At 64.0% G+C, this 19,323-nt stretch carries 26 protein-coding genes and 1 pseudogene; 6 read left to right on the plus strand and 21 right to left on the minus strand.

Annotated elements, in window-relative coordinates; all coding sequences use genetic code 11:
- Positions 1-133: 133 nt before the first annotated feature.
- From CJD35_RS20140 to CJD35_RS22790, 3 genes are all read right to left on the minus strand, one after another.
- Positions 134-487 (minus strand): DUF3768 domain-containing protein, encoded by a 354-nt coding sequence (locus tag CJD35_RS20140; RefSeq protein WP_017183254.1) that lies wholly within the window; start codon positions 485-487, stop codon positions 134-136.
- Entirely contained in the window at positions 484-1,452 is a 969-nt protein-coding gene (locus CJD35_RS20145) for a hypothetical protein (protein WP_011950468.1), read from the minus strand. Before CJD35_RS20145 ends, CJD35_RS20140 begins: the two co-directional genes overlap by 4 nt.
- Before the next feature lie 81 nt (positions 1,453-1,533).
- Positions 1,534-1,674 carry a hypothetical protein gene (locus CJD35_RS22790; protein ID WP_174703678.1) on the minus strand — a complete coding sequence of 47 codons (141 nt, stop codon included), beginning with the start codon at positions 1,672-1,674 and terminating at the stop codon, positions 1,534-1,536.
- A 544-nt stretch (positions 1,675-2,218) separates the two neighbouring features.
- On the opposite strand from CJD35_RS22790, the gene CJD35_RS20150 reads away from it, so the two are divergent.
- Positions 2,219-2,821 (plus strand): GNAT family N-acetyltransferase, encoded by a 603-nt coding sequence (locus CJD35_RS20150; protein WP_011950469.1) that lies wholly within the window; start codon positions 2,219-2,221, stop codon positions 2,819-2,821.
- 81 nt (positions 2,822-2,902) lie between these two features.
- Here the strand turns inward: CJD35_RS20150 and CJD35_RS20155 are convergent, their stop codons facing one another.
- From CJD35_RS20155 to CJD35_RS20170, 4 genes are read right to left on the minus strand one after another with little or no spacing between them, the layout of a single operon-like run.
- Entirely contained in the window at positions 2,903-5,182 is a 2,280-nt protein-coding gene (locus CJD35_RS20155) for a nitric-oxide reductase large subunit (protein WP_011950470.1), read from the minus strand.
- 20 nt (positions 5,183-5,202) lie between these two features.
- Complete coding sequence (locus tag CJD35_RS20160; protein WP_011950471.1) at positions 5,203-5,673, minus strand: membrane protein; 471 nt, start codon at positions 5,671-5,673, stop codon at positions 5,203-5,205.
- A complete protein-coding gene (locus CJD35_RS20165) occupies positions 5,673-5,951 on the minus strand; it encodes a TehB family protein (protein WP_011950472.1) in 279 nt (92 codons plus the stop codon). Before CJD35_RS20165 ends, CJD35_RS20160 begins: the two co-directional genes overlap by 1 nt.
- On the minus strand, positions 5,948-6,370 hold the full coding sequence (locus tag CJD35_RS20170) for a globin domain-containing protein (RefSeq protein WP_017183257.1): 423 nt from the start codon (positions 6,368-6,370) through the stop codon (positions 5,948-5,950). The genes CJD35_RS20165 and CJD35_RS20170 overlap by 4 nt, the downstream gene beginning before the upstream one ends.
- A gap of 202 nt (positions 6,371-6,572) precedes the next feature.
- Here CJD35_RS20170 and CJD35_RS20175 point away from each other — a divergent pair, with 202 nt between their 5' ends.
- From CJD35_RS20175 to acpP, 3 genes and pseudogenes are all read left to right on the plus strand, one after another.
- Complete coding sequence (locus CJD35_RS20175; protein WP_129927364.1) at positions 6,573-7,226, plus strand: Crp/Fnr family transcriptional regulator; 654 nt, start codon at positions 6,573-6,575, stop codon at positions 7,224-7,226.
- Between the two features lie 52 nt (positions 7,227-7,278).
- Positions 7,279-7,632 carry a hypothetical protein gene (locus tag CJD35_RS22795; RefSeq protein WP_017183259.1) on the plus strand — a complete coding sequence of 118 codons (354 nt, stop codon included), beginning with the start codon at positions 7,279-7,281 and terminating at the stop codon, positions 7,630-7,632.
- Positions 7,633-7,899: 267 nt separating this feature from the next.
- Positions 7,900-8,104 (plus strand): annotated as a pseudogene (gene acpP, locus CJD35_RS20185) (acyl carrier protein).
- A 6-nt stretch (positions 8,105-8,110) separates the two neighbouring features.
- Here the strand turns inward: acpP and CJD35_RS20190 are convergent.
- Positions 8,111-8,887, minus strand: a complete 777-nt coding sequence (locus CJD35_RS20190; protein WP_011950475.1) for a Mom family adenine methylcarbamoylation protein — start codon at positions 8,885-8,887, stop codon at positions 8,111-8,113.
- Positions 8,888-9,146: 259 nt separating this feature from the next.
- Here CJD35_RS20190 and CJD35_RS20195 point away from each other — a divergent pair, with 259 nt between their 5' ends.
- Both CJD35_RS20195 and CJD35_RS20200 read left to right on the plus strand, forming a co-directional pair.
- On the plus strand, positions 9,147-9,641 hold the full coding sequence (locus tag CJD35_RS20195; protein ID WP_017183261.1) for a Ros/MucR family transcriptional regulator: 495 nt from the start codon (positions 9,147-9,149) through the stop codon (positions 9,639-9,641).
- Between the two features lie 145 nt (positions 9,642-9,786).
- Positions 9,787-10,218: a hypothetical protein gene (locus tag CJD35_RS20200; protein WP_017183262.1), complete on the plus strand. Its 432-nt coding sequence runs from the start codon at positions 9,787-9,789 to the stop codon at positions 10,216-10,218.
- 59 nt (positions 10,219-10,277) lie between these two features.
- Here the strand turns inward: CJD35_RS20200 and CJD35_RS20205 are convergent, their stop codons facing one another.
- From CJD35_RS20205 to CJD35_RS20260, 13 genes are all read right to left on the minus strand, one after another.
- Positions 10,278-11,081, minus strand: a complete 804-nt coding sequence (locus tag CJD35_RS20205; protein WP_011950478.1) for an N-6 DNA methylase — start codon at positions 11,079-11,081, stop codon at positions 10,278-10,280.
- 100 nt (positions 11,082-11,181) lie between these two features.
- Positions 11,182-12,393 (minus strand): hypothetical protein, encoded by a 1,212-nt coding sequence (locus tag CJD35_RS20210; protein WP_095687527.1) that lies wholly within the window; start codon positions 12,391-12,393, stop codon positions 11,182-11,184.
- Positions 12,390-13,601 (minus strand): helicase HerA domain-containing protein, encoded by a 1,212-nt coding sequence (locus CJD35_RS20215; protein WP_017183264.1) that lies wholly within the window; start codon positions 13,599-13,601, stop codon positions 12,390-12,392. Before CJD35_RS20215 ends, CJD35_RS20210 begins: the two co-directional genes overlap by 4 nt.
- Before the next feature lie 71 nt (positions 13,602-13,672).
- Positions 13,673-13,987, minus strand: a complete 315-nt coding sequence (locus tag CJD35_RS20220; protein WP_017183265.1) for a hypothetical protein — start codon at positions 13,985-13,987, stop codon at positions 13,673-13,675.
- 39 nt (positions 13,988-14,026) lie between these two features.
- A complete protein-coding gene (locus tag CJD35_RS20225) occupies positions 14,027-14,485 on the minus strand; it encodes a DUF4262 domain-containing protein (protein WP_017183266.1) in 459 nt (152 codons plus the stop codon).
- 10 nt (positions 14,486-14,495) lie between these two features.
- Positions 14,496-14,780, minus strand: coding sequence for a hypothetical protein (locus tag CJD35_RS20230; protein ID WP_017183267.1), 285 nt, complete (start codon positions 14,778-14,780; stop codon positions 14,496-14,498).
- Entirely contained in the window at positions 14,780-14,947 is a 168-nt protein-coding gene (locus CJD35_RS22800) for a hypothetical protein (RefSeq protein WP_017183268.1), read from the minus strand. The genes CJD35_RS20230 and CJD35_RS22800 overlap by 1 nt, the downstream gene beginning before the upstream one ends.
- Positions 14,948-15,005: 58 nt before the next feature.
- On the minus strand, positions 15,006-15,542 hold the full coding sequence (locus CJD35_RS20235; protein WP_017183269.1) for a hypothetical protein: 537 nt from the start codon (positions 15,540-15,542) through the stop codon (positions 15,006-15,008).
- 92 nt (positions 15,543-15,634) lie between these two features.
- Complete coding sequence (locus CJD35_RS20240) at positions 15,635-16,969, minus strand: hypothetical protein (protein WP_017183270.1); 1,335 nt, start codon at positions 16,967-16,969, stop codon at positions 15,635-15,637.
- Positions 16,966-17,418 (minus strand): hypothetical protein, encoded by a 453-nt coding sequence (locus CJD35_RS20245; RefSeq protein WP_017183271.1) that lies wholly within the window; start codon positions 17,416-17,418, stop codon positions 16,966-16,968. Before CJD35_RS20245 ends, CJD35_RS20240 begins: the two co-directional genes overlap by 4 nt.
- Before the next feature lie 12 nt (positions 17,419-17,430).
- On the minus strand, positions 17,431-18,075 hold the full coding sequence (locus tag CJD35_RS20250; RefSeq protein WP_017183272.1) for a hypothetical protein: 645 nt from the start codon (positions 18,073-18,075) through the stop codon (positions 17,431-17,433).
- A 224-nt stretch (positions 18,076-18,299) separates the two neighbouring features.
- Positions 18,300-18,740 carry a DUF4262 domain-containing protein gene (locus CJD35_RS20255; protein WP_081490916.1) on the minus strand — a complete coding sequence of 147 codons (441 nt, stop codon included), beginning with the start codon at positions 18,738-18,740 and terminating at the stop codon, positions 18,300-18,302.
- A gap of 146 nt (positions 18,741-18,886) precedes the next feature.
- On the minus strand, positions 18,887-19,189 hold the full coding sequence (locus tag CJD35_RS20260; protein ID WP_017183274.1) for a hypothetical protein: 303 nt from the start codon (positions 19,187-19,189) through the stop codon (positions 18,887-18,889).
- Between the last annotated feature and the right edge of the window lie 134 nt (positions 19,190-19,323).

Genomic DNA, 19,323 nt, shown 5'->3' on the forward strand with positions numbered 1-19,323 from the left:
GCCGGGTCGGCCGGGGTCGCGTGCCTTCGGTTCTGCGAGCCTCACGCTCGCCTTCCCCCTCCCCTCGCGCGGCCCGGAGGGCTGGAAGAGCGCGCAGTCGATTTCGAAAGGTTGGATTTGCCCGCGGACGCGGTCAGTAATCGTCGGCGAGCATGACGGTGAGGACGCGCCGAGTGATCGAGGCATCTGCCGGGTCTTCGGAGCCGCACTCGAGCGCCATGTCGTAATAATCGATCTTGAAGAGGACTCGCTGCCCCTGCAGGTCGAAGGCGCCGAAGTCGCGTTCGGGGCCATCACCCGGCTGGAACGCGTAACGGCGCACGGCCGCAAGCAACGCGGCCTGGGCGAGTACCTCAGCGATCCCCTCGCCGTCGCCTGAAAGCCGGGCGAGACAGTTGCGCGTGACCATGATCCGCGCGTTGGGGTCGAGGCCGTGCCGGCAGCGATCGTTGAGCTGGGTGATGCGTTCGGTGACGGGGACTGTCATGCTGCCTCCAACAGGCCGGCGTTGAACATGTCGAGCCACTCCGCCATTGTCGGTCGTTCGGGGAGCGGGACGTGCCCTGCCACGTCCTGGAAGCGGATGAGATCGGCCGGCGCATCGCGGATGATCGCGTCGATGTCGGCCGCAGGGAGCAGTTCTTCGGCGCGGATGAAGTCGGTCATTCGGCCCGGGCGGGTCGCAGTCGAACGGCGCCAGAGGCCTTCGACCGTGCGCAGGCGTGGAGCTGCGCGCGCTTCGACAAGGACGATGAGCCTGAGGCACCAGGAAGGCAGCGCTCGGACCTCGTCGGGCTTCATCGCCCCGCAGATGAAACAGCTCGATTTTGGTGGCACCGGCAGACCTGCGGCCTCTATGCGCGCGATGCAGGCGGCGCGGTTCCAGCCCCATTCGCGCAAGGGGTAGCGGCATTCGAACAGATCGTTCGCGATGGCGGACGCATGGTTATAGCGGCGCGTGTCGGCGGGCGAGGCATCATACCCGATGAGGCGTATGACCTTCTGGCCTCTGGCCCAGGCGGCCTTTGCCGGCTCCCATTGCTTCAGGAAAGCGTCCTGCGGAGCCACTTTCCACTTAAGACTGCAGCTGTGGCGCCCGAGGCTGATGCTGGGGAGTGTGGCATTGGTGAGGACATTGGCCAGCAGGTCGTAATAGGGCGGCCAGTGCTTGAAGCGCTTTGGCGTGTAGCGGACGGTCTCGTAGCGGATGCCGCGCGCGGCCATCCACGCCGCCATCATCTCCTGATAGACATAGGTCTCCGGCTTCTCGATGCCCGGGTCACCGGTGATCACGAGATCAGGCGGCGTGCCGCGGCTTTCGAGCTCGACGAGGAGCGCCGTGCTGTCGACGCCGATGCCATAGGCAAGCACGACGGGAGCCGGCTCGGCGACGCGGATATAGTCGATGTCACGGGGCCGCGCGGACGGCGCGGGGCGATCGCTGGCCAGCATGGGAGTCGCTCCGGTCTCGCGCAGCCATTCTGCGCGCCCGGCTCCCTTCCCCTCACCTCTCTGCCGTAGTCGCCGCCCGCTTTAGTCGCTGTCCTGCAGGCAAGATGTGCGATCGTAGAGGTCGAGATGACCCCCGAACTCGGCCGTTTGCGCCGTTGTCAGGTCGCGGTGGTCGTCGGCCTCTGCGGTGCTGGCCATCTCGATCATTGGATGGACGGACACGGGCGATGGCTCGTTTCGGGACGGCAATTTTACGTCGGGCTGCCCTAAGATAATGCATGTATCAAATGATGCCGGAATCGATGGATGACCGGCCTTCGCTGTCCTATAGAACTTTGTGCGAAGCGCCGAGTGCGTAGTTTGTGTGTCGGTTTGAACAAGTCCGCCGAGATGAGCATAGATGGCTGAACGTAGAATGAGCTAAGCGGCTCGATAGCGTTGCGTCAACCTGGGGCGCTTGACGTCTCGATTGTCGCAGAAGCGGTCGTTCAAGGGCTAGGATAGACCGGTAGAGAGGACCCGGCTCTTTGGACAACTCTATTATTGCAGTCCGAACCTCTAACCACGACTTGTCTGGCTAACTCGCCTGTGCCCATCAACCGGAAGTCGAAATCGAGGAGATGCTCATTGCCGCTTTTGAGCCTTTCAGGCTGCGTTGTCTCGAAAATCAGCGTTTCCGAGACCAAGCGATATATCAACGATTTTCGCCCTCGCCCGTAAACTGATCTGCTCGTCCAACCGGCATCAGGTTTTGATAGGATGAGGCATGGCTAACGAACATGAGTTGGTTGCCGATTCAAGAGTTGTGGCGACTTGGATCGAAGGATGGACCATTGCCCGCGAAACGCCGCCTCCGGTCGAAGATCACGGTGGTTTCAGAGTCGATGTGGGATGGCCGCAACAACGGACGCGCTATGTCTTTACCGATATCTCGCCGGCCCTGCACGAATTGGCCACCACGATCGAGGAGCCGTGGGTTTTTTTGAAAGCTTGTGTCTCGGCGACAGCAATGCGCGTCGCCTTACCAGAACACTGGGTAATACAGCCACCGGGCTTCATGATGAAATATCGGCGCATCATGCCCGGCGATTCCGCGCCTCCTGACGGCTATCTGCTCGATGCGGCTGAACCTCGCCCCATTGTAATCGTGCGGGCGCTTACTCCGAGCGGCGCGCTGGTCGCAATCGGACGTGTCGTTCGCGTCGGTGAGTTTGCCATATACGATCGGATCGAAACCAACGCCGCTCATAGACGGCGCGGCCTCGCGCGAACCGTCATGAAGAAACTTGAATCCATCGCGCGCATCATGGTGCGACGCGGGAGGTGTTGGTCGCCACTGCAGAGGGTCGCGGTCTCTATGCATCCTTAGGATGGGAATTGCATTCCCTCTACACCACAGCAGTCATTTTACGGGCTGACTGATATCCACAAATCGGCACGTAGGTGTTAGTCAAACGCTCTGTTCGTTCGCCTTTGCAGTAGAGGCGGGTACTTCCGGTATGGGCCGAAGCCATTGCAGCGCGACAAACGCCGTCAGCAGCAGCGCGCCAGCGGCAAATACCACATCGCCGGGGGTGCGCATCCACACGAGGAAATGGATCAGCGGCCGATCCATAAACGCGGCCGACCGCGCATAGGCGTAGCCATGATCGAGCGCCGCCTGAAGTTGCAGCACGCCCATCGGCAGCAGCGTGAGCAGGGCCATCAGGGCAAGCCCGATGTTGAAGCACCAGAAGCTCGCGCGTAGCCAGCCTTCGTTCCAATGGATATGATCGCGCAGGCCGCGCAGGCAGAAGAGCATCAGGCCGATGCCGAGCATCCCATAGACGCCGAAGAGCGCGGTATGGCCGTGCAGCGGGGTCAGGTTGAGTCCCTGGACGTAATAGAGCGCGATCGGCGTGTTGATGAGGAAGCCGAACAGGCCGGCGCCGACCAGATTCCAGAAGCTCACCGCGAGGAAAAACATGATCGGCCATTTGTAGCGCGCCATCCACGGCGTCGCGCGACTGTGCGACCAGGTGTCCATCGCCTCGAGGCCGATTAACGCGAGCGGGACCACCTCAAGCGCGGAGAAACTGGCGCCGAGCGCCACGCCCGCCATCGACGTGCCGACGAAATAGAGATGGTGGAACATGCCAAGCACGCCGCCCGACAGGAAGACGATCGTCGCGAACAGCACATTGACCGTGGCCGTGCGGCCGCGCACCAGCCCCAGCTTTACGAACAGGAAGCTGATGACGGCGACCGCGAAAATCTCGAAGAAGCCCTCGACCCAGAGATGGACCACCCACCAACGCCAATACTCAACCTCGGACAGGTGGCTGCGCGCGCCATACATGAGCCCCGCGCCATAGAAGAGACCGATCGCCACCGTGGAGAGGAACAGCAGGCCGACGATCGAGGACATCTCATCCCGGCGCCGGATCGCGGGCCAGAGCGCGCGACCCACGAGGAAGAGCCACAGCAGCAGGCCGATGAAGAGGTATATCTGCCAGAACCGGCCAAGATCGACATATTCCCAGCCTTGATGCCCGAACCAGAAGTTTTCGGTGAGGCCCATCTTCTGCATCACCGCCAGCCATTGTCCGGCGAACGCGCCGACGACGATGACGATCAGGCTGACGAACAGGAAGTTGACACCGGCGCGCTGCCACGGCGGCTCATGGCCGGAGATGGCGGGCGCGATATAGAGGCCGGTGCCGAGCCAGGCCGTCGCGATCCACAGCACCGCGAGCTGGGTGTGCCAGCTTCGAGTCAGGCTGTAGGGTAGCCAGTCGGCGAGGTTGATGCCGTAGAAATGCTGGCCCTCGACCTGATAATGCGCGGTCGCCGCCCCCAGGCCGATCTGCGCGAGCAGGAGCGCGATGACGATCCAGAAATATTTGGCGCTGGCACGCATCGAGGGTGTCAGAACGATCCCCTTGAGCGGATCGGCCGCGGGCGGGGTGAGCGGCGGTTCCTTGCCGTGCCAGACCGCATAGTGCCACGCGAGAAGGCCGATGCCGGCGAGCATGAAGAGGATGCTGAAAAGCGACCACATGAAGGTGCCGGACGTGGGCACGTTGCCGACCAGCGGTTCGGAGGGCCAGTTGTTGGTAAAGCTCACCATATCGCCGGGCCGATCGGTCACGGTCGCCCAGGCTGTCCAGAAGAAGAAGGCCGCGAGTTCCCTGCGCCGCGCCGGATCGGGAAGTGTGTTCTCCTTCATGGCGTAGGCGACGCGCAAATCGCGCGTTGCCGGGTCAGCGGAGAACAGGCTGTCATAATGCCTTGCCACGCCGGCGATCGCTGCAGCGCGCGCGTCGCTGATCGTCAGCGTGCCGGTCGCAGCGTCATAGGTGTTGGCACGGAAGCCGGGACGTAGCTCGGCCTGCAAAGCCGCCTTATCTGCCAGCGACAGCATGTCGAAGCTGGCCGCGCCCTTCGTGCGGGCAACGGCGTCGAGCTGGGCCAGCGCCTCCCGGTGCAGCCAGTCGGCGGACCAGTCGGGCGCGATCAATGCGCCGTGACCCCACACGCTGCCGAGCTGCTGGCCGCCCATCGACTGCCAAACCTGTTGGCCGGTCTCGATATCGTCGCGTGTGAAGACGGTGCGCCCGGAAGCGGTCACGACCCGTTCGGGGATCGGCGGCGCGGTACGCATAAGGTCCGACCCGAGCCACAGCATCACCGCGAATCCTGCGAAGATGACGGCAGCCAGGCCGATCCACAGCCGTTTCGTCGTCGACATCGTTCCCCGTCCCTCTTCCTTTAGAAAAGCCCGTGACTGCCGCCGACGGCGCCGATCAGCGCGATGACCGATGCCGCCAGCAGCAGACGGTGCATACGCTCCATGCGTGCGAAGTCGGCCGCCGGATCGGGGGAAGCGGCCATGCGGCGGTGCAGATAAAGCGGCTCGATGACGAACAGCATGGCGACGAACACCAGCCAGATCGCCACCATCGCTTGCATCCACCAGAGGCGGGGATCGGCGAAACGCTCCCACAGGTCCGCCCGCCAGGTCATCCAGAAGCCGCTAGCGCCGGCAAGGAGAACCCACAGCCGAGCCTGCGGCGCGAAGCGGCCTTCGATCCGGTGAAATGCCGCCAGCCTCTCAGCGGGCGGATTGCCGGCACGCACGGCCGGCATCAGCACCAGCGTCACGAAGGCGACGCCGCCGATCCAGAACAGGACGGCGACGACATGGATCACGCGCGCAAGAGTGAAATCGTCCGCGATCATCAGCTCTTCGGGGGCGGCTCATGGTAAAATTCGACCTGCATCCGCATCGGACCCAGCGGGGTCACGAAATGCGGCTGCTGCGGTTCGATCAGACCGGGATGACCGGGCTTCAGGATGACTTCCGACGCCGGCTCGAGATAGGTGAGCTTCAGTTCACCTTCGAGGACGCGGATCAGTCCCCACACCCCCGCCTTGGTGTCATGGCGCGCGCGCAGCGCCGCCGGCAATGTGTCCTGATCGAACACCGGCGACGAGCTGTAGGGCGCCGGCCCCGTCATGCGGCCTGGGCCTCGTCATAAAGCTCGGCCTCGCGCGCGATCAGAATGTCGGCGAGGAACCAATAGGCTTCGCCCCATGCCGCCAGGATTTCGTCCGTCGCGGCCTCGCCCAGGATGTCGCGAATGGCCGGCAGCAAGGCATTGGCGACCGCAGGATAATGCTCTGGTTTGATATGGGTATCGACGTGCCGCCCGGCGATCCGCTCGATCGCCGGTTTCAGGACGTCGAGCTTGTCCACATTCTGGGCGAACGCCAGGATCGCCGCCGCAAGGCGCTTGGGTTGCGCGCCCGACTCCTGCGCGGCCATGTCGAACAGCGCCTTGATCTCGGGATCGACAAATAGCCGCTGATACATGCGCGTGGTGATGTCCACGCCATGCTGTTGAAGGGCTGGCGCCGTCGCTTTGACCAACGTCATGGTTTGGGGAGACAATGCTTTGGTCACGACGATCCTCTTCATGATAACAGTTTGCTTGTAGAGGCTGTCGGTGCGAGCCGGTTTGCGCTGGCGCAAACTCGGCTCTGTTATTTCGACTAGATCGACCCGAACGAGAGAAGGCAGGAGGCAAATCATCGTTCAGACCCGAGGCCTTGCTTCACACCTGAAGATTATCGGCGCGGTGGAGCTATTTCGCGATCTGCCTCACGAAGCGCTGGTGCATGCCCATGCCTGCGCACGCATCGAACGATTGCCAAAACATGCGAGGATTTTCGAGCAAGGAGCCCGTGCCGAGCGGGCCTATGCGGTGGCGAAGGGCAGCGTGAGAATCATCCAGACCGGCAGTGATGGCGGGCAGGCGATCATTCGCTTTATCGGCTCCGGCGAAATGTTCGGAACAGTGCCTCTCTTCACTGACCACCTTCTTCCGGCGGACGCGATCACAGCGGAGGCGTCGGTCGTCCTCAGTTGGAGCGAGGCGGATATAGTAGTGCTGATCGGCATATATCCGCAGGTGTCGCTGAACGTCATTCGAGTGATCGGGACGCGGCTTATCGAACTTCAGGATCGGGTCCGCGAGTTGGCCACCCAGCGCGCCGATCAGCGTCTCGCCCGTGCGCTCCTGCGCCTGATCCGTAACGATGGTGGCGACGAGGTAGCGTTCCCGCTACGTCGTAAGGACCTGGCGGAGTTCTCGGGAACGACCCTTCACACTGCGAGCCGAATGCTCTCCGCCTGGGCCAGGGCCGGCCTGCTCACAAGTATCGGACGACGCATCCTAATCCATGATCGTACTGCTCTGGACTCCCTCGCAGAGGGCAGGCCACTCCTCTAGCAATTGGGGCGTTAACTTGATGAAAACCGCACCCCGGCCAATTTGCCTCACTGTGGCCCGCATAGAATTATTGGCTTTGGCGGCGACAGCCGCGCTCACGATCGGCGCGACTGCGCCGATAGCCGCGCAGTCCTCTGACCAGAAGCCGGCAGCCCCGCAACCGCGCATGTTATATCTGCCAGGCCGCGGCACTGTTCTTGTTCAGCCCGCGCCGACAGACGATCCTCGCGCGGTTGCGCGCACGGTCATCGTGCCGGGCTACGGCGAGGTCTATACCGTGCCTGTGCGGCCGAAAGACACTCGAAGCCCGAGGCAGCGTTGCGTTGACGAGGAGATAGCGCGCGAGGGAGGTTCTCCCTCCGCGTTGGCGATGGGCGCAATCGACCTGAAATACAGCCAGCGGTAACGGCCTAACCTGGGGAGCGGATAGCTCATGTAGGCCGCATGCGTCTCGAAATTCGAGCGTTTTAGAGACGGGTTGGTTTAATTGTGCAGCCTCAGAGTCACCCCGATCAGCCGGGGTTCGCTCGGAGTGCCGACGATCAGGCCGCTATTGCCCGCCTGAACTGTCAGGTTCTGCATGTAGACCTTGTGGAACAGGTTGCGCGCAGAGCACGAGCCCGCTCCGCGGGAGGGTCGCTTGGGGTGACGTAGCCATCGGGTCAGCGATTTCGTGGCGCATCAGTTTGGCGCCGACCGCGAGAAAGTAATGCCCAACGCCCATTTCATTGATGATCTCGGGGCAGACAGCCTGGATGTCGTCGAGCTGGTCATGGCGATCGAGGAAGAAATTCGGAATCGCGATCCCCGATGCCGACGCGGAGAAGAACCAGACGGTCGGTGAGGCGATCACCTATGTCGAAGGCGTCAAGGCCTGAGAGCGATCACGGCCCCGGCAATAGTTTAGGATAGGGCAACCGCGGGAGTGCGCGGCCCTGTCGGCGCGCGTTGCGGGTGAGCTCGAAGCAGTAGGTGAAGAGTCCGGATTGGCGGTGGCGGGTCAGGAGCTGCTCGGCCTGAAGGCGGGCGAGCCATGCGGCTGGGCTCTCGCGCAGGCCGGGCGCCGGTAGACCGAGGCGGACGATCTGGTCGATGGCGCCATCCATCCCGCGTTCGCGGAGCCGGATCTTCGAAAGCGTCCGATCGGAGATCGTCTGGCCTGCGGCGCGAAGGACTGTACGCGGGCGCGTGGTGCCCCGGTGCGCCCCGGAAAGAGCGGCGTAAACCCGGCCGGTATGCCCGAATTCGGGGTCGCTGTAGGAAACGACGGCTTCGATCGCTGGCCGCGCCTGGCGAAGCAGTCGGAAGGCCCGTGCGCAAAAGAAGCTTTCCCCGTTCTGCGGGACCCGGTCGAGAAGAATCAGGCGTGCGAGAACGCATCCCTTTGCCGGATCGGTGAAGCCCGTGTGCCGGGTGATGACGGCGTCGGTCGCGGGAACCGCGAAGACGGCCACGCCTGCCAGGACCGCGCGGAGTCCAAAGAGGCCGACTGCGACCTGGGCTGCCGGATAGCTCGGCAGATAATGATGCTCGGCGATGAACGTACGCGCTACGGCGTGATCGATGATGTCGACCGAATAGGCCTTCGGATTGATGATGAGAGAGTCCGTCGCCCATAAGGCGCGGCGTTCCCGCCATCGCTGGCTTCGTGAGGTCTCCATGTCCTGGCTCCCGGGTGGAAGGGGTCGAAGGCGCTTGGCCTCCGACCGGTCTCCCCGGCCCATTCCCCTCTTCTTTGGACATGAATCGACATGAAGGGATTTACGGAATGTTCGGGTTTGGACGCGATCAGATATCGTACGTCCCTGTTTGGCGCGGGTGAATAGGTGCTCCTGTGAGCCTTTGGGAACTTCACAGGGCGCCATGTTCCCGGTAGCGAATAGTCTTCCGGGTTCTTCAACCAGAGAAGGCAAGATCATCATGAGCGACGTATCGGAAAACGATAGCACGCTGATTACCCTGACCGCTGATATCGTCGCGGCGCATGTGACGAACAACAGCGTGGCGGTGGCGGATTTGCCGTCCCTGATCCAGAATGTTCACGGAGCGTTGAGCAATCTCGGCAAAAGTGAAACGGCGCCCGAGACAAAGCAGGAGCCGGCGGTATCCGTGCGTGCCTCGGTGAAACCTGACTACATCGTCTGCCTGGAAGACGGCAAAAAGCTCAAGATGCTCAAGCGTCATCTCATGACGCACTATCAGATGACGCCGGCGGACTATCGTTCGAAGTGGAATCTTCCGGCCGACTATCCGATGGTCGCGCCCAATTACGCCGAGCAGCGTCGCACGCTCGCCAAGAGCATCGGACTTGGCCGCAAGCCCAAGGGGTCCAGCGCTGCCGCATCGGCAAAGGCGACGAAATCTGCGCCGGTTCGTCGCGGAAGTCCGAAATCCACCGAAGGGCAGCCCGCCTAATAGGACTTCCTCTGGGGAGACGGCCGGTTTGGAAAAGGGACCATCGGATCAAGATATTTCGACGCGGCGCTCGACAACACCTCCGGGGCTGATCGAGACTCGCACCCCGTCCTATCCCGGCACGGAGGCGTCGGTTGGTACGGTCATGACCTTGGCCGACGCCTACTGGGATGCCGCGCACAGGCTGCTGCCGCAGATCGAGAAAGGCCGGAGTGTCTCGTCCACCCCGGCTAGGCTGTGCGCCATTCAGTCGATCGAGACTTACCTCAATGCGTTTCTGCTCTTTCATTCGGTCGATCGAAAGCAGGTCCGGGGATTGCAGCATGATCTCGCCGAACGGACGCGGTTGGCTGTCGAGAAGGGATTGTCTCTCCGGCGCCGTACCGCGGAGCATCTGGTCCGATTGAGCGATCAGCGCGATTATCTCATGGTGAGATATGGGCCGGAACAGCTCAGCGATCTGTCCGAAATCAATCGGATGTTCGCCACGCTCAAAGAGATCGCGGAGAAGGTGCGGGCAGCGATTTTCGAACAGCCCTATGATCGCTCTGACCGGAGGTTCCGGGTATATTGGTGATCCAGAGCCCGCCTCAGAGTGTGATGTCCAGAGCCGAGGCGCGCTGGCGGGATTGCAATTCAGAATAGGGTCAACTGCTCGCCGACCGTTCTGGTCCTTGGCTCTTGGGCTTGCTTATCGTGGGTTGTGCGTTCCGGTGTCGTTTCAGTAAAAAATCGCGGGGGTTGTTCGACCAAGCGTTCCTGGCTGGCAAGCCTGGCGCCCCAGCCGCCGAGGATGTGGGCCGGCGTGAACCAGTGTTCGCGGACCTCGTTGCTGAGAGAGTTACCAACGATCACGTGGGCCGGAATGTGGAGCAGCGAGAACTGGATATAGCCCATGTGTACGGCGCGTTGGTCGATATCGATCGCCGTCACGTGGAGATGGCGCTGATAGTTGATCCCGGCGGCGCGCATCGCTTCGGCGAGAGCAATGACCATGGCGCCGGCACCGCAGGCGGGTTCCATCGCGCTGACGAAACCCTTGTCGTCGATCAGCGCCAGGGCGTCCTTGGCATCGCCAAGCGTGACCTGTGCCATCATCTGGCAAACCGGATAGGGCGTGAAGAATTGCCCACGGTTCTTGTTGTGGATCTCGAGCGCGGTGAAGATGCTCCCGAGGACGTCCCCTGGCGCTTCCTCCAGTGCCATTGTGATCTCTCCGAAGACGCGAGGGAACATCTCGATGGTGTGCTGCTCATATCGTCCCACGATCTCGAGATAGCGCGCCTCGCGCGTTTCCCGGGATCGGCTGTCGACGCTGTTCGAGATGCTGATCGCTATGAGCTCCATGCAGTCGGAGAAGAGCGTGTAGCGGTCGTGACGATAGCAATGCGCATCGAAGAGTTTCAGGACGTTCCTGATGTGTCGATCCTGCGGCGGCATGAGAGATCCCCGGTCACGGGGCCGCTTCGCGCGGCATCGCGACGTTCTGATTGGCGGGCGTGGAAGGGCTCGGGCGAATGGCTCGGCGCCCGAGCCCGGGTCAGTTCGTGGCCAAGAGCGCTTCGAGCGTCACGGCGCGGCGCGGCCGGCGGCCGAACTGATAGCCATGGTTGGTCGCGTATTTGCTGAGCGACATGGCCTTGCGGTTGAGCGCCACCGCGAGATCGGCGAGCGACACACCGGTGTTGAAGGCGACGTCGAGCGCGCGCGTTTCATCGTCGCTGAAAGGCCGAATGTAGCCGTGGACAAGGCCGAGGCTATTCGCGCGCGAGGTGAGCGCAGCTTTGGTCCGTCCCAGGCTTGCCGCCAGGACCTTGGTCGGGACACGGCCATAGTCCGCACGAAGGCGCGCCTCGTCGGCCTCGGTCCAGTCCGGACCAAGCCGCCAGCCATTGCGGTTGGCATGAAGCCCGCGCAGGCCCAGATATTCGGCGCGGTGGCGCAGCGATCCAGCGGTGCGGCCAAGCTGGCGGCGCAGCGGGGTGAGACTCGTACCGTCGATGTAGGCCTTGCGCAGCAGGGCGTCTTCTTCCGGCGTCCAGGCCCTGCCCCAGCCGCGGCCATAGCCCAGCTTGCGGATGGCGAGGCCGAAGCCGCGGACCGTGCGTTGGGGAAAGCCTTCCTGGCCGAGCATCCCGACGATCGCCGTGTAGCGATGACCCGCTTCGGCCAGGTCGAGAGCCCTCGCCGTTTCCGCCTCCGACCAGTCCGGCGGATGGTTCGCATGCACGATGCCGAGAGCTCCGGCCCGGCTGGATAGGCCGCCGAACGGCCGGCCGATAAGGGTGGCGATCTGCGCCAACGGCACGCCGCGGCGATAGCCTTCGACGAGCTGGGCGTCCTCCCAGGGCGTCCATTCCGCCGGATTACCCTCGGTTAGGTCGAGGATCCTGGCGCGGGCATAGACCGCCGAGCAGGATCGACCGAGGTCGGAAGCTATGGCCGCCGTGGGTTCGCCGCCGTAGCGCCGCGACAGTTCCGCATCATCGAGTTCGGTCCATGTCCGCGTGGAATTGCGGCGGAGCCCGAGCAGCGCAATACGTTCGGCGATCGCTGCCCTGCCCCGGCCGATTGCCAGCGCGATGTCGGCGATCGCGGTGTCCTCGAGGAAGAGCGCGCGCAGCCGTTCGCTCTCCTGCGGTGTCCATGCATCGGCCCGATAGGCCATCTCGCGCAGCGGCGTGGCAGGCAATACCAGCCTTGGCGCGGGTACCAGCTCGACGATGTCGGCATCCAGATCGAGCGGTTTCATGCCAGCGCCACCACGGGGATGTCGCTGATCTTGGCGCGGAGGCGGGCATGAAGCCGGGCGATGCGATCCTCGCCTCGAGGCATCGTGTCCACCGCGGAGATGGCGGCGAGCATGTCGAGGGCGTTGTCGACGGCTTCGCGCGGGGCACCGATATGGCCCGCAAGATCGTTGGCGGTCGTGGCGTTCGGCGCGATGCTCTTGAGCGCGCCGATGATCGAGGCCGCGTGCGGCGCGGAAGGATCGAGGAGGAAGGCATCGAGCGCCCGGGTGCCCTTGAGCGTCAGAGCCGCATCGCGCGAGCCGTTCGAGACCTCGCGGAGAGCCGACAGGTCGAGCAGCTTCTCCGCTTCTTCACTGTCGACCGCAGCGGCCGCGGTGAGCCTTGGCGTCGCGCCGAGATGCTCGGTGATCGTCTCTTCCATATGGGCGAGGACAGGCAGCGGCGACATCGCTGGGCCCATCGCGAAGAACTCACCGGGCGCGAGCTTTCGCAGGGCATCGGCCTCCTTCGCCGAGAAACCGAGGAGATCGGCCGCGCGCGCGATGTCGCGATCGAACACGTTGAGGCCAACGAGGAAGTTCTGCAGCTCCGAGATCACCGAGGATGAGAGCTTGGCGAGGCGCTGCGTGGCGATGACCGGGGCGATGCCGCGCTTGCGGCCGCGGGCACAGAGGTCGGTCAGCGTGGCAACGCCAAGGCGCCGGGTCTCGGCATCGCGGGCCGATCCGGCATGATGTGGCGCGAGCAGATGGCCCTCGTCGATGCAGACCAGGACGGTATGCGCCCAGTACTCGCGCGGCGCGCCGATCAGTCCGGCGAAGAGCGCCGCCGCCTTGATGATCCGCTGGTCGGGATCGAGATCGGTGAGGTCGACGTGAAGCGACAGGCGGTGCTGCCTGGCGCGGGCCGCGGCTGCCGTCAGGCCATCGGAGGTCAGCTCGCAGCCCTTTAGGGAGGTTGCGCCGATGTGGGCGGCGAGATTGCCGAATTCGCCTTCGGGATCGACGAGCACGATTGTCGTGAAATCGAAGGCCTCCTCGATAATCTTGCGCAGGGTTCTGCTCTTGCCCGCGCCGCTGCTGCCCTGGATGAGCAGCCGCCCGGCGAGCAGGCGTTCGAGGTTCAGCATGAGCGAGCCACGGCTGTGCCTGCCGATCGGCACGGACCATTGGTCGGCGGAGGGGTCGATCTGTACGACTGTTGCCATGGTGGGATCTCCTGGGGCTTGGCCTGTCTGGCCACCACCCAATCGCTCCCCCTTCCCTTTGCCTGCTGGTGCTACGAGCTGGCAATCGGCGCAGCGTTGTCGCCGCGGCCGCGCAGGCCCCAGTCAGGCTCGTAGTCCGGTCCGTAGTTAGCGCTCCGCATGAATTCCGGGTCACCCGCTTCATCGACGAGATAGCCGGTCACTTCCCCGGCATAGTCCGCATCGAGCGCGCCTTCTGCGGTCGGGATAAGCCGCACACCGAAGCCCCTGGCGAAGAGTGCGGCATCTGCTGCGAGCATCGCTTCGTGATGATCGTCGGCGGAAACGGCCATCTTGACCCTGACGGTCGCATAGACGTGGACGAAGTGGGTCGGCTCGGACATCATCTGTCTCCGGTCTTGGAATGTGGGGGGCCGCCGCCGCGATCAGGCAAGCGGCACGTCGTATCCGGGCTCGCAGCCCGGCTCGCCGGGATAGGTGCCGCCCGGATCGCAGAGCAGGATCTGCAGCACGTCGTATTCCTCGTGGCGGAAGTAACGTCCTGCCTGGAGCGTATAGGCCTGCCGGGCCCCTGCGGAGGCTCGGCGCACGCGAACCGGGAAGCGGCCGCCCACGTCGATGTCCCCTTCGAGCGGCCTGCCTGCCTCGCGCATGCGCTGGCCGAGCTCGTTCACGATGCCGCCGGCAACGCGCGGGGGGAAATTGCCAATGAGAAGCAGCTCCGGCGGTCCCCGCAGCGCGTTGCCGATGGTGTAGGCGAACGCCGGCGTTTCCCCATCGGCGAAGATCAGGAAGAGATGCTGGCCGCTTTGCGCGATATTGCGCTCGATCGCAGCGTAGAACTCTCGGTTGTCGGGGATATTGGGTTGATGAGTGCGTCGCACTGATACCTCCTCACGACAGGATATCGGGTTGATTTTGCTCGAGGCATGCCCTGATCAGCGGGAGGTGGACCCAGTAACGCTGGGCGCCAGCCAGGCTGTCGACCTTAGGATCATTCGTGCCTCGCGCCTGGTAGCCCCACTTCGTGCGGTAAGCCGCGCTCTCACGATCATAGCGCTTGTAGGCGGCGTCGCTGCGCTTGGCCCATTCGGGCCATCTCCGGGCGATCTGCTCGGTAGTCATGGAGGAGCCGGACGCAATGAATGCCAAAAGGTCGAGAGGGTCGATCTTGGCCATTACAGGTCTTCCGGCTTGAACCCGTGGTGCTCGACGAGCGAATGCATCACCGCATCCCACAGCAGCTCCTTGAAGGCTGCGCGGTTTTCCAGGTCGGTGTCGTAGACGTAGAGGTCGGCCAGCTCCTGGGCCGCCTTGCCGATTCCCTGATAAAACCGGCTCCGCATCGTGTACGTTTTTGGCGAAGGTTTTAGGCATGTACGCCTCCATATCGGTTGGAGCGGTTCAAATGGCAGAGGCCGGAGCCAGAACTTCGAGATAGGCCGCTTCGACCAGTTCGGTCTTCTGACTGCGTTCGCGGGGCGTCATGTCGAGCTTCACATAAAAGCCCGCGAAATGCGTCTTCACGATCACGCCCTCGCGGCCCGCAAATCGGTCCCCGCCAACGCGCGGACGTACCCGGATGCGCACGCGGTCGCGGATCCCCGGTTCACGCACCGCGTCAATCGGCGTGGATCGCTCGGCGAGGAACAGCGCGAGCCGCGCTGTGTCGTCCAATCGGTCGGATGCGGGAGCACAGGCCCGGGCAAGGATCCGCCAGGCCCGCAGGCTCATCGCGTCGCCGGCGAGGTGACGGTCACGTGGCTCGCCTTGGCCATGATCGAGGTGCCCGGCGGAGACGTGAGCGTCGGGATCGAAGGCGAGGATCGTCGCGGCGTGATATTCGGTCTCGGTCAGTGCCACGGTTAGCCGGTCGAGCTGATCAATGAGATCGGAATCGGCGGCAACGGGGACGCGAGAGGGGGCAAGCGTATCGGACATGGTGAGTTCCCGTGTTTGAGGGGGCGAAGATCCGGTCTGTCAGCCTGCCGGCTCTTCTCTCGCGCTCCCCCTTCCCTCACCCCAGCGCCGGCTCAGGCGGCGAGCGCATCGAGAAGATCGGAAATTGGAGCGGCGGACAGGCGCGTGGCGCCGCCGAAGGCCCGCAACCGCGCGGCCATTTCCTTGCGGAGATGCGATCGATTGCCGATCACGGTTTCGGGTGAGAGCGGTTCGCCCTGCGGCGTCACATAGCGATGGGCGGGCTCGCCATCCTCAGTCTCGACCACGATACGATGGCCGCCGGCGGGCGACTTGCCGGCATAGCGGGCGGTGAATTCGCCGAGCTTGCCGGTCAGACCCTTGGCCGCCTTGCCCCACCGAATGTGACCGGCGCCGACGCTCTCGCCCGCCGACAGGCCGCGATCGAGCCATATCCGGAAATGGGCGCGCTGCTGGAGGACGGTGTTGCGCGTGCGTTCCATGGTCCGGCAGAGCGGCAGCGCACTCGCATGGGCGTCAAGGAGCGCGAGATAGCCTTCCTGGGCGGCAATCAGGACATCATCGAAGTCGCGGCCGGCAAGCAGTGCGCGGAGCTGGCGATCCAGTCGCGGATCGGATCCCGACACAACGCCGGAAGCGGCTTCCAACGGTCGAGCGTCCGGCGGCTGATTGCCGAACGCATGGAAACCGGCGCCGGAAATGATGATGACGAAGAGTTCGCCATAGCCCTGACAGGCCTGCAATGTCGGGAGGAGCACGGCGACGTCGGGCTTCGCGTCACCGCTCGGCGGGACCAGGCCTGCCTCGGGCGCGCCGAGCAGGAGCAGCCGCCGGCTCCAGCGGGCGGGCAAAGGCTCGTCGGTCGGTTTCGGCCACTCACTCGGGCGCGGCCGGCCGGTGGCAAGCAAGGGCGGCTCGATCTGGGGCGCGGCCGCTTCGAAGGCGCGCCGGGCGGTATCGAAAAGATCGTCGCGGTTGCCGCCGCCCTCAGCAAAGCCCTGATCGTAGGCGATCGTCGCGGCCGTCGAACATCCCGGCCGGCGCACCCGCGGTTCCCATCCAGCGATCGCAGCATACCAGCCATAAGCGTACTGCACCGCCCGATCCCAATCGTAGCCGTGGAGGCTGCGCGCAGACAGGATCGCGCGATCGCGATCGTCGCCCTCCCCTTTGGCGATGCGGGCTTCGGTGAAGGCGAAGTTCCGCGCCTGGCGCTCTTCCTCGGCGGCGCGCGACATAGATTCCATCACGGGCCGCAGCGCCAACGCGCGCTGTCGCATGCGCGCGAGGCGATCTTCCGGTGCCGCCGCCGCTGGCAGATCCGGAAAGTGGCGCCAGGCCTCGGCGATGACGGCGGCATGCTCCGGCCTGCGTCCTCGGGCGATCCAGGTGCCAGCATCGGCCGGGTCGAACGGCTCCGAGATCATCGGTCGGTCTCCAACCGGAAGCCGAGGCTCGCGGCGGTGAGGCTATCGCGCGCCTGGACGAGCATCTCGTAGCGTCCTGCGAGGTTTTCGCTTCGCCCGAACCGCCGCGCGTTGGGCGGCACGGACGCGACATCCAGGCGGAACGGAAGGATCCGTTCCGTCATCTCGGGAAAGGCTGCACCGAGGAGGACGGCAGCGAGACGATCGGCAACGCCATCGATGGCCTTCGCGACGTTGTGCTTGTCGAGACCGGACGCGGCCTCGAGGTGCGCCATTGGCGCGATAACATCGGGCAGACGAGCGAGGAGCCCGGCGCCGTGGCCATAGTCCGAGTGCATCGAGATCAAGGCCTGACGTTCGAGCGAGATCTCGGTGAAGGGGACATAGGTGCGGTAAGAATAGCTCGGCACGTCCACGCCGATCCTGATGCGGGTGAGAAGGATGCGCATGATTTGCCCCCTTCAGGCGACGAGCCGCGGCGCGGTGGGCGCCGCCGCGGGGAGCTTGAGTTCGCGGCGAACACGCGCGGCGAAACGATCCGGCTCGACCAGCTCGCGAACCGATGCCCAGTGGTTGCGCTCGCCGATATGATCCTGCCGGCCCTGCACCTTGCGAAAGCAGACCTCGCGGTCGGGTCCGAACGGCCCGATCGAGAGCTGCACCCACAGCGTTTCGCCGTGCAGGGTGATCTCGCCGGATACGGCCGGCCCGGCCTTGTTGGAGCGGATATCGAAGCTGCCCTCTTCAAGGCCGAGCGCCTCGGCGAGTCGTCGCAGCGCGGCGCGGCCCTCGGAGTGGAAGAGACGCTTTGCCGGTTCGTCATAGGCGACACCGCGCAAGGCGAGGGTCTTGAGCATGGGACGGTTCCGCAAATCGGCGATACGCGCCATGCAGTCCCGGCGGAGATCGGCGTCTGTGCCGCGATCGGCGCAGACCTGCGACAGATGCCGCACCAGCAGGATGACGGCGGGGTCGGTTTCGACATCGATGCCGGCGTTGCGGCAATCCGTGATCGCCGCCTGCACGGCGTGCAAGGTGGTACCGATGGTGATCAGCGCGCTGGGGTCGAGCGCTTGGCTATAGCGAAACGCCACGTCGTAGCTCATGGGGTCCTCCGGAAATCTCGAGCGGTCTTTCCACTCGCGACCCCGGCCCCCCTTCCCTTTTCAGCCTTGCCGCATGGCTTCGCGATTGGTCCGTCGCCGGAGCGCACAGATCAAGCTTGTGATGACGATAGCGACGCGCACTGCGGCAAAGCCCAGTCCCTCGCCGCCATGATCACGGCAATGATTACTGCAGCAAATCTCGGCGCGAAGGCAAAGAGATCGGGTCAAACATGCTGCACTTCATAGCGAGGGTCACAGTTCTCCTCGCCAGGGTAGCGGCCGAGCGGATCGGCAAACAGGAGCTGCACAACCGCATAGTCGGCGTGACCAAGATATTTACCCGCGCTGTCGGTATAAAACGTCATTGCCGCCGGCCCTGCGATACGTGTTTTGATCGGATAGGTACGACCCAGATCGATGTACATTCCCGGCGGCTTTCCCGCCTTGCGCATTTCGTGACCGATCTGGGCAAGGATTGTGAAAATGCGCTGTGGCATGAAGGCGCCAAGCCCGAGAAGCTCGGGGAGGCCGCGATTGGCGTTGCCGATAGTGTGGGCCTGAGAAGGTGTTCCTTCACCGTTTACGACCGCGACGACGCCTTGGCCGCAACGATCGACGCTCTCTCTGACCGCGCGGAGCAACGGTGTATCATGATGATCAATCATACGATTTTCTCCGGGAAATAGTGCTAGAAGCTGCTGCAATCAGGTGAGCGGAAGGTCACAGCGGGCGTCACAGTCGGTCTTGCCTGGACAGCTACCACGCGCTTCATGAGGAATAACCGGACAGCTCCTAAGGGGCTTTGGACAACTTACGCTCGCTTTCCGCGCCGGCGGCCGACGCCCGCCCCGATGGCGCGAGCGATGTGGCCTGCATAGACGCCGCAGGCTGCCCAATATGCTGCGACCGGCGGCTTGCGCCGCCGCCAGCTCGTCTCCGCGCGCGCCCTAGCGTCCTGCTGCAGATCCAGCAGCAGTTCCTGCAGGGCGACACGGACTTCAGGATCGAGTTCCCGTAGTCGCGCAATGGCGGGGAGCGCGAGGATGGGGTTGCGGATTTCTGCGCGGTTCGAGCGTTCGGTTGCCCGGTGCGTGACGATCGTTCCGAAGTGCATGAGGGTTCCCCAAGGCTGCAGGAGCCTTCAGGCCCCAGTTTCGTCGTCCCCGCCTTCCCGCTCTCCTTTCATGCGCGCTTCCAGGTTCTGGCGATTGAGGATGACGGGACCATTCAGCGCGTCATGCGTTCGCG

It is taken from the genome of Sphingobium xenophagum (genome assembly GCF_002288285.1).
In the GTDB taxonomy this organism is placed as follows: Bacteria; Pseudomonadota; Alphaproteobacteria; order Sphingomonadales; family Sphingomonadaceae; genus Sphingobium; species Sphingobium xenophagum.

Coding starts and splice junctions, on each gene's coding strand:
- CJD35_RS20140 (WP_017183254.1), bottom strand. CDS start 487: ATGACAGTCCCCGTCACCGAACGCATCACCCAGCTCAACGATCGCTGC.
- CJD35_RS20145 (WP_011950468.1), bottom strand. CDS start 1,452: ATGCTGGCCAGCGATCGCCCCGCGCCGTCCGCGCGGCCCCGTGACATC.
- CJD35_RS20150 (WP_011950469.1), top strand. CDS start 2,219: ATGGCTAACGAACATGAGTTGGTTGCCGATTCAAGAGTTGTGGCGACT.
- CJD35_RS20155 (WP_011950470.1), bottom strand. CDS start 5,182: ATGTCGACGACGAAACGGCTGTGGATCGGCCTGGCTGCCGTCATCTTC.
- CJD35_RS20160 (WP_011950471.1), bottom strand. CDS start 5,673: ATGATCGCGGACGATTTCACTCTTGCGCGCGTGATCCATGTCGTCGCC.
- CJD35_RS20165 (WP_011950472.1), bottom strand. CDS start 5,951: ATGACGGGGCCGGCGCCCTACAGCTCGTCGCCGGTGTTCGATCAGGAC.
- CJD35_RS20170 (WP_017183257.1), bottom strand. CDS start 6,370: ATGACGTTGGTCAAAGCGACGGCGCCAGCCCTTCAACAGCATGGCGTG.
- CJD35_RS20190 (WP_011950475.1), bottom strand. CDS start 8,887: ATGGAGACCTCACGAAGCCAGCGATGGCGGGAACGCCGCGCCTTATGG.
- CJD35_RS20195 (WP_017183261.1), top strand. CDS start 9,147: ATGAGCGACGTATCGGAAAACGATAGCACGCTGATTACCCTGACCGCT.
- CJD35_RS20200 (WP_017183262.1), top strand. CDS start 9,787: ATGACCTTGGCCGACGCCTACTGGGATGCCGCGCACAGGCTGCTGCCG.
- CJD35_RS20205 (WP_011950478.1), bottom strand. CDS start 11,081: ATGCCGCCGCAGGATCGACACATCAGGAACGTCCTGAAACTCTTCGAT.
- CJD35_RS20210 (WP_095687527.1), bottom strand. CDS start 12,393: ATGAAACCGCTCGATCTGGATGCCGACATCGTCGAGCTGGTACCCGCG.
- CJD35_RS20215 (WP_017183264.1), bottom strand. CDS start 13,601: ATGGCAACAGTCGTACAGATCGACCCCTCCGCCGACCAATGGTCCGTG.
- CJD35_RS20220 (WP_017183265.1), bottom strand. CDS start 13,987: ATGATGTCCGAGCCGACCCACTTCGTCCACGTCTATGCGACCGTCAGG.
- CJD35_RS20230 (WP_017183267.1), bottom strand. CDS start 14,780: ATGGCCAAGATCGACCCTCTCGACCTTTTGGCATTCATTGCGTCCGGC.
- CJD35_RS22800 (WP_017183268.1), bottom strand. CDS start 14,947: ATGCGGAGCCGGTTTTATCAGGGAATCGGCAAGGCGGCCCAGGAGCTG.
- CJD35_RS20235 (WP_017183269.1), bottom strand. CDS start 15,542: ATGTCCGATACGCTTGCCCCCTCTCGCGTCCCCGTTGCCGCCGATTCC.
- CJD35_RS20240 (WP_017183270.1), bottom strand. CDS start 16,969: ATGATCTCGGAGCCGTTCGACCCGGCCGATGCTGGCACCTGGATCGCC.
- CJD35_RS20245 (WP_017183271.1), bottom strand. CDS start 17,418: ATGCGCATCCTTCTCACCCGCATCAGGATCGGCGTGGACGTGCCGAGC.
- CJD35_RS20250 (WP_017183272.1), bottom strand. CDS start 18,075: ATGAGCTACGACGTGGCGTTTCGCTATAGCCAAGCGCTCGACCCCAGC.
- CJD35_RS20255 (WP_081490916.1), bottom strand. CDS start 18,740: ATGATTGATCATCATGATACACCGTTGCTCCGCGCGGTCAGAGAGAGC.
- CJD35_RS20260 (WP_017183274.1), bottom strand. CDS start 19,189: ATGCACTTCGGAACGATCGTCACGCACCGGGCAACCGAACGCTCGAAC.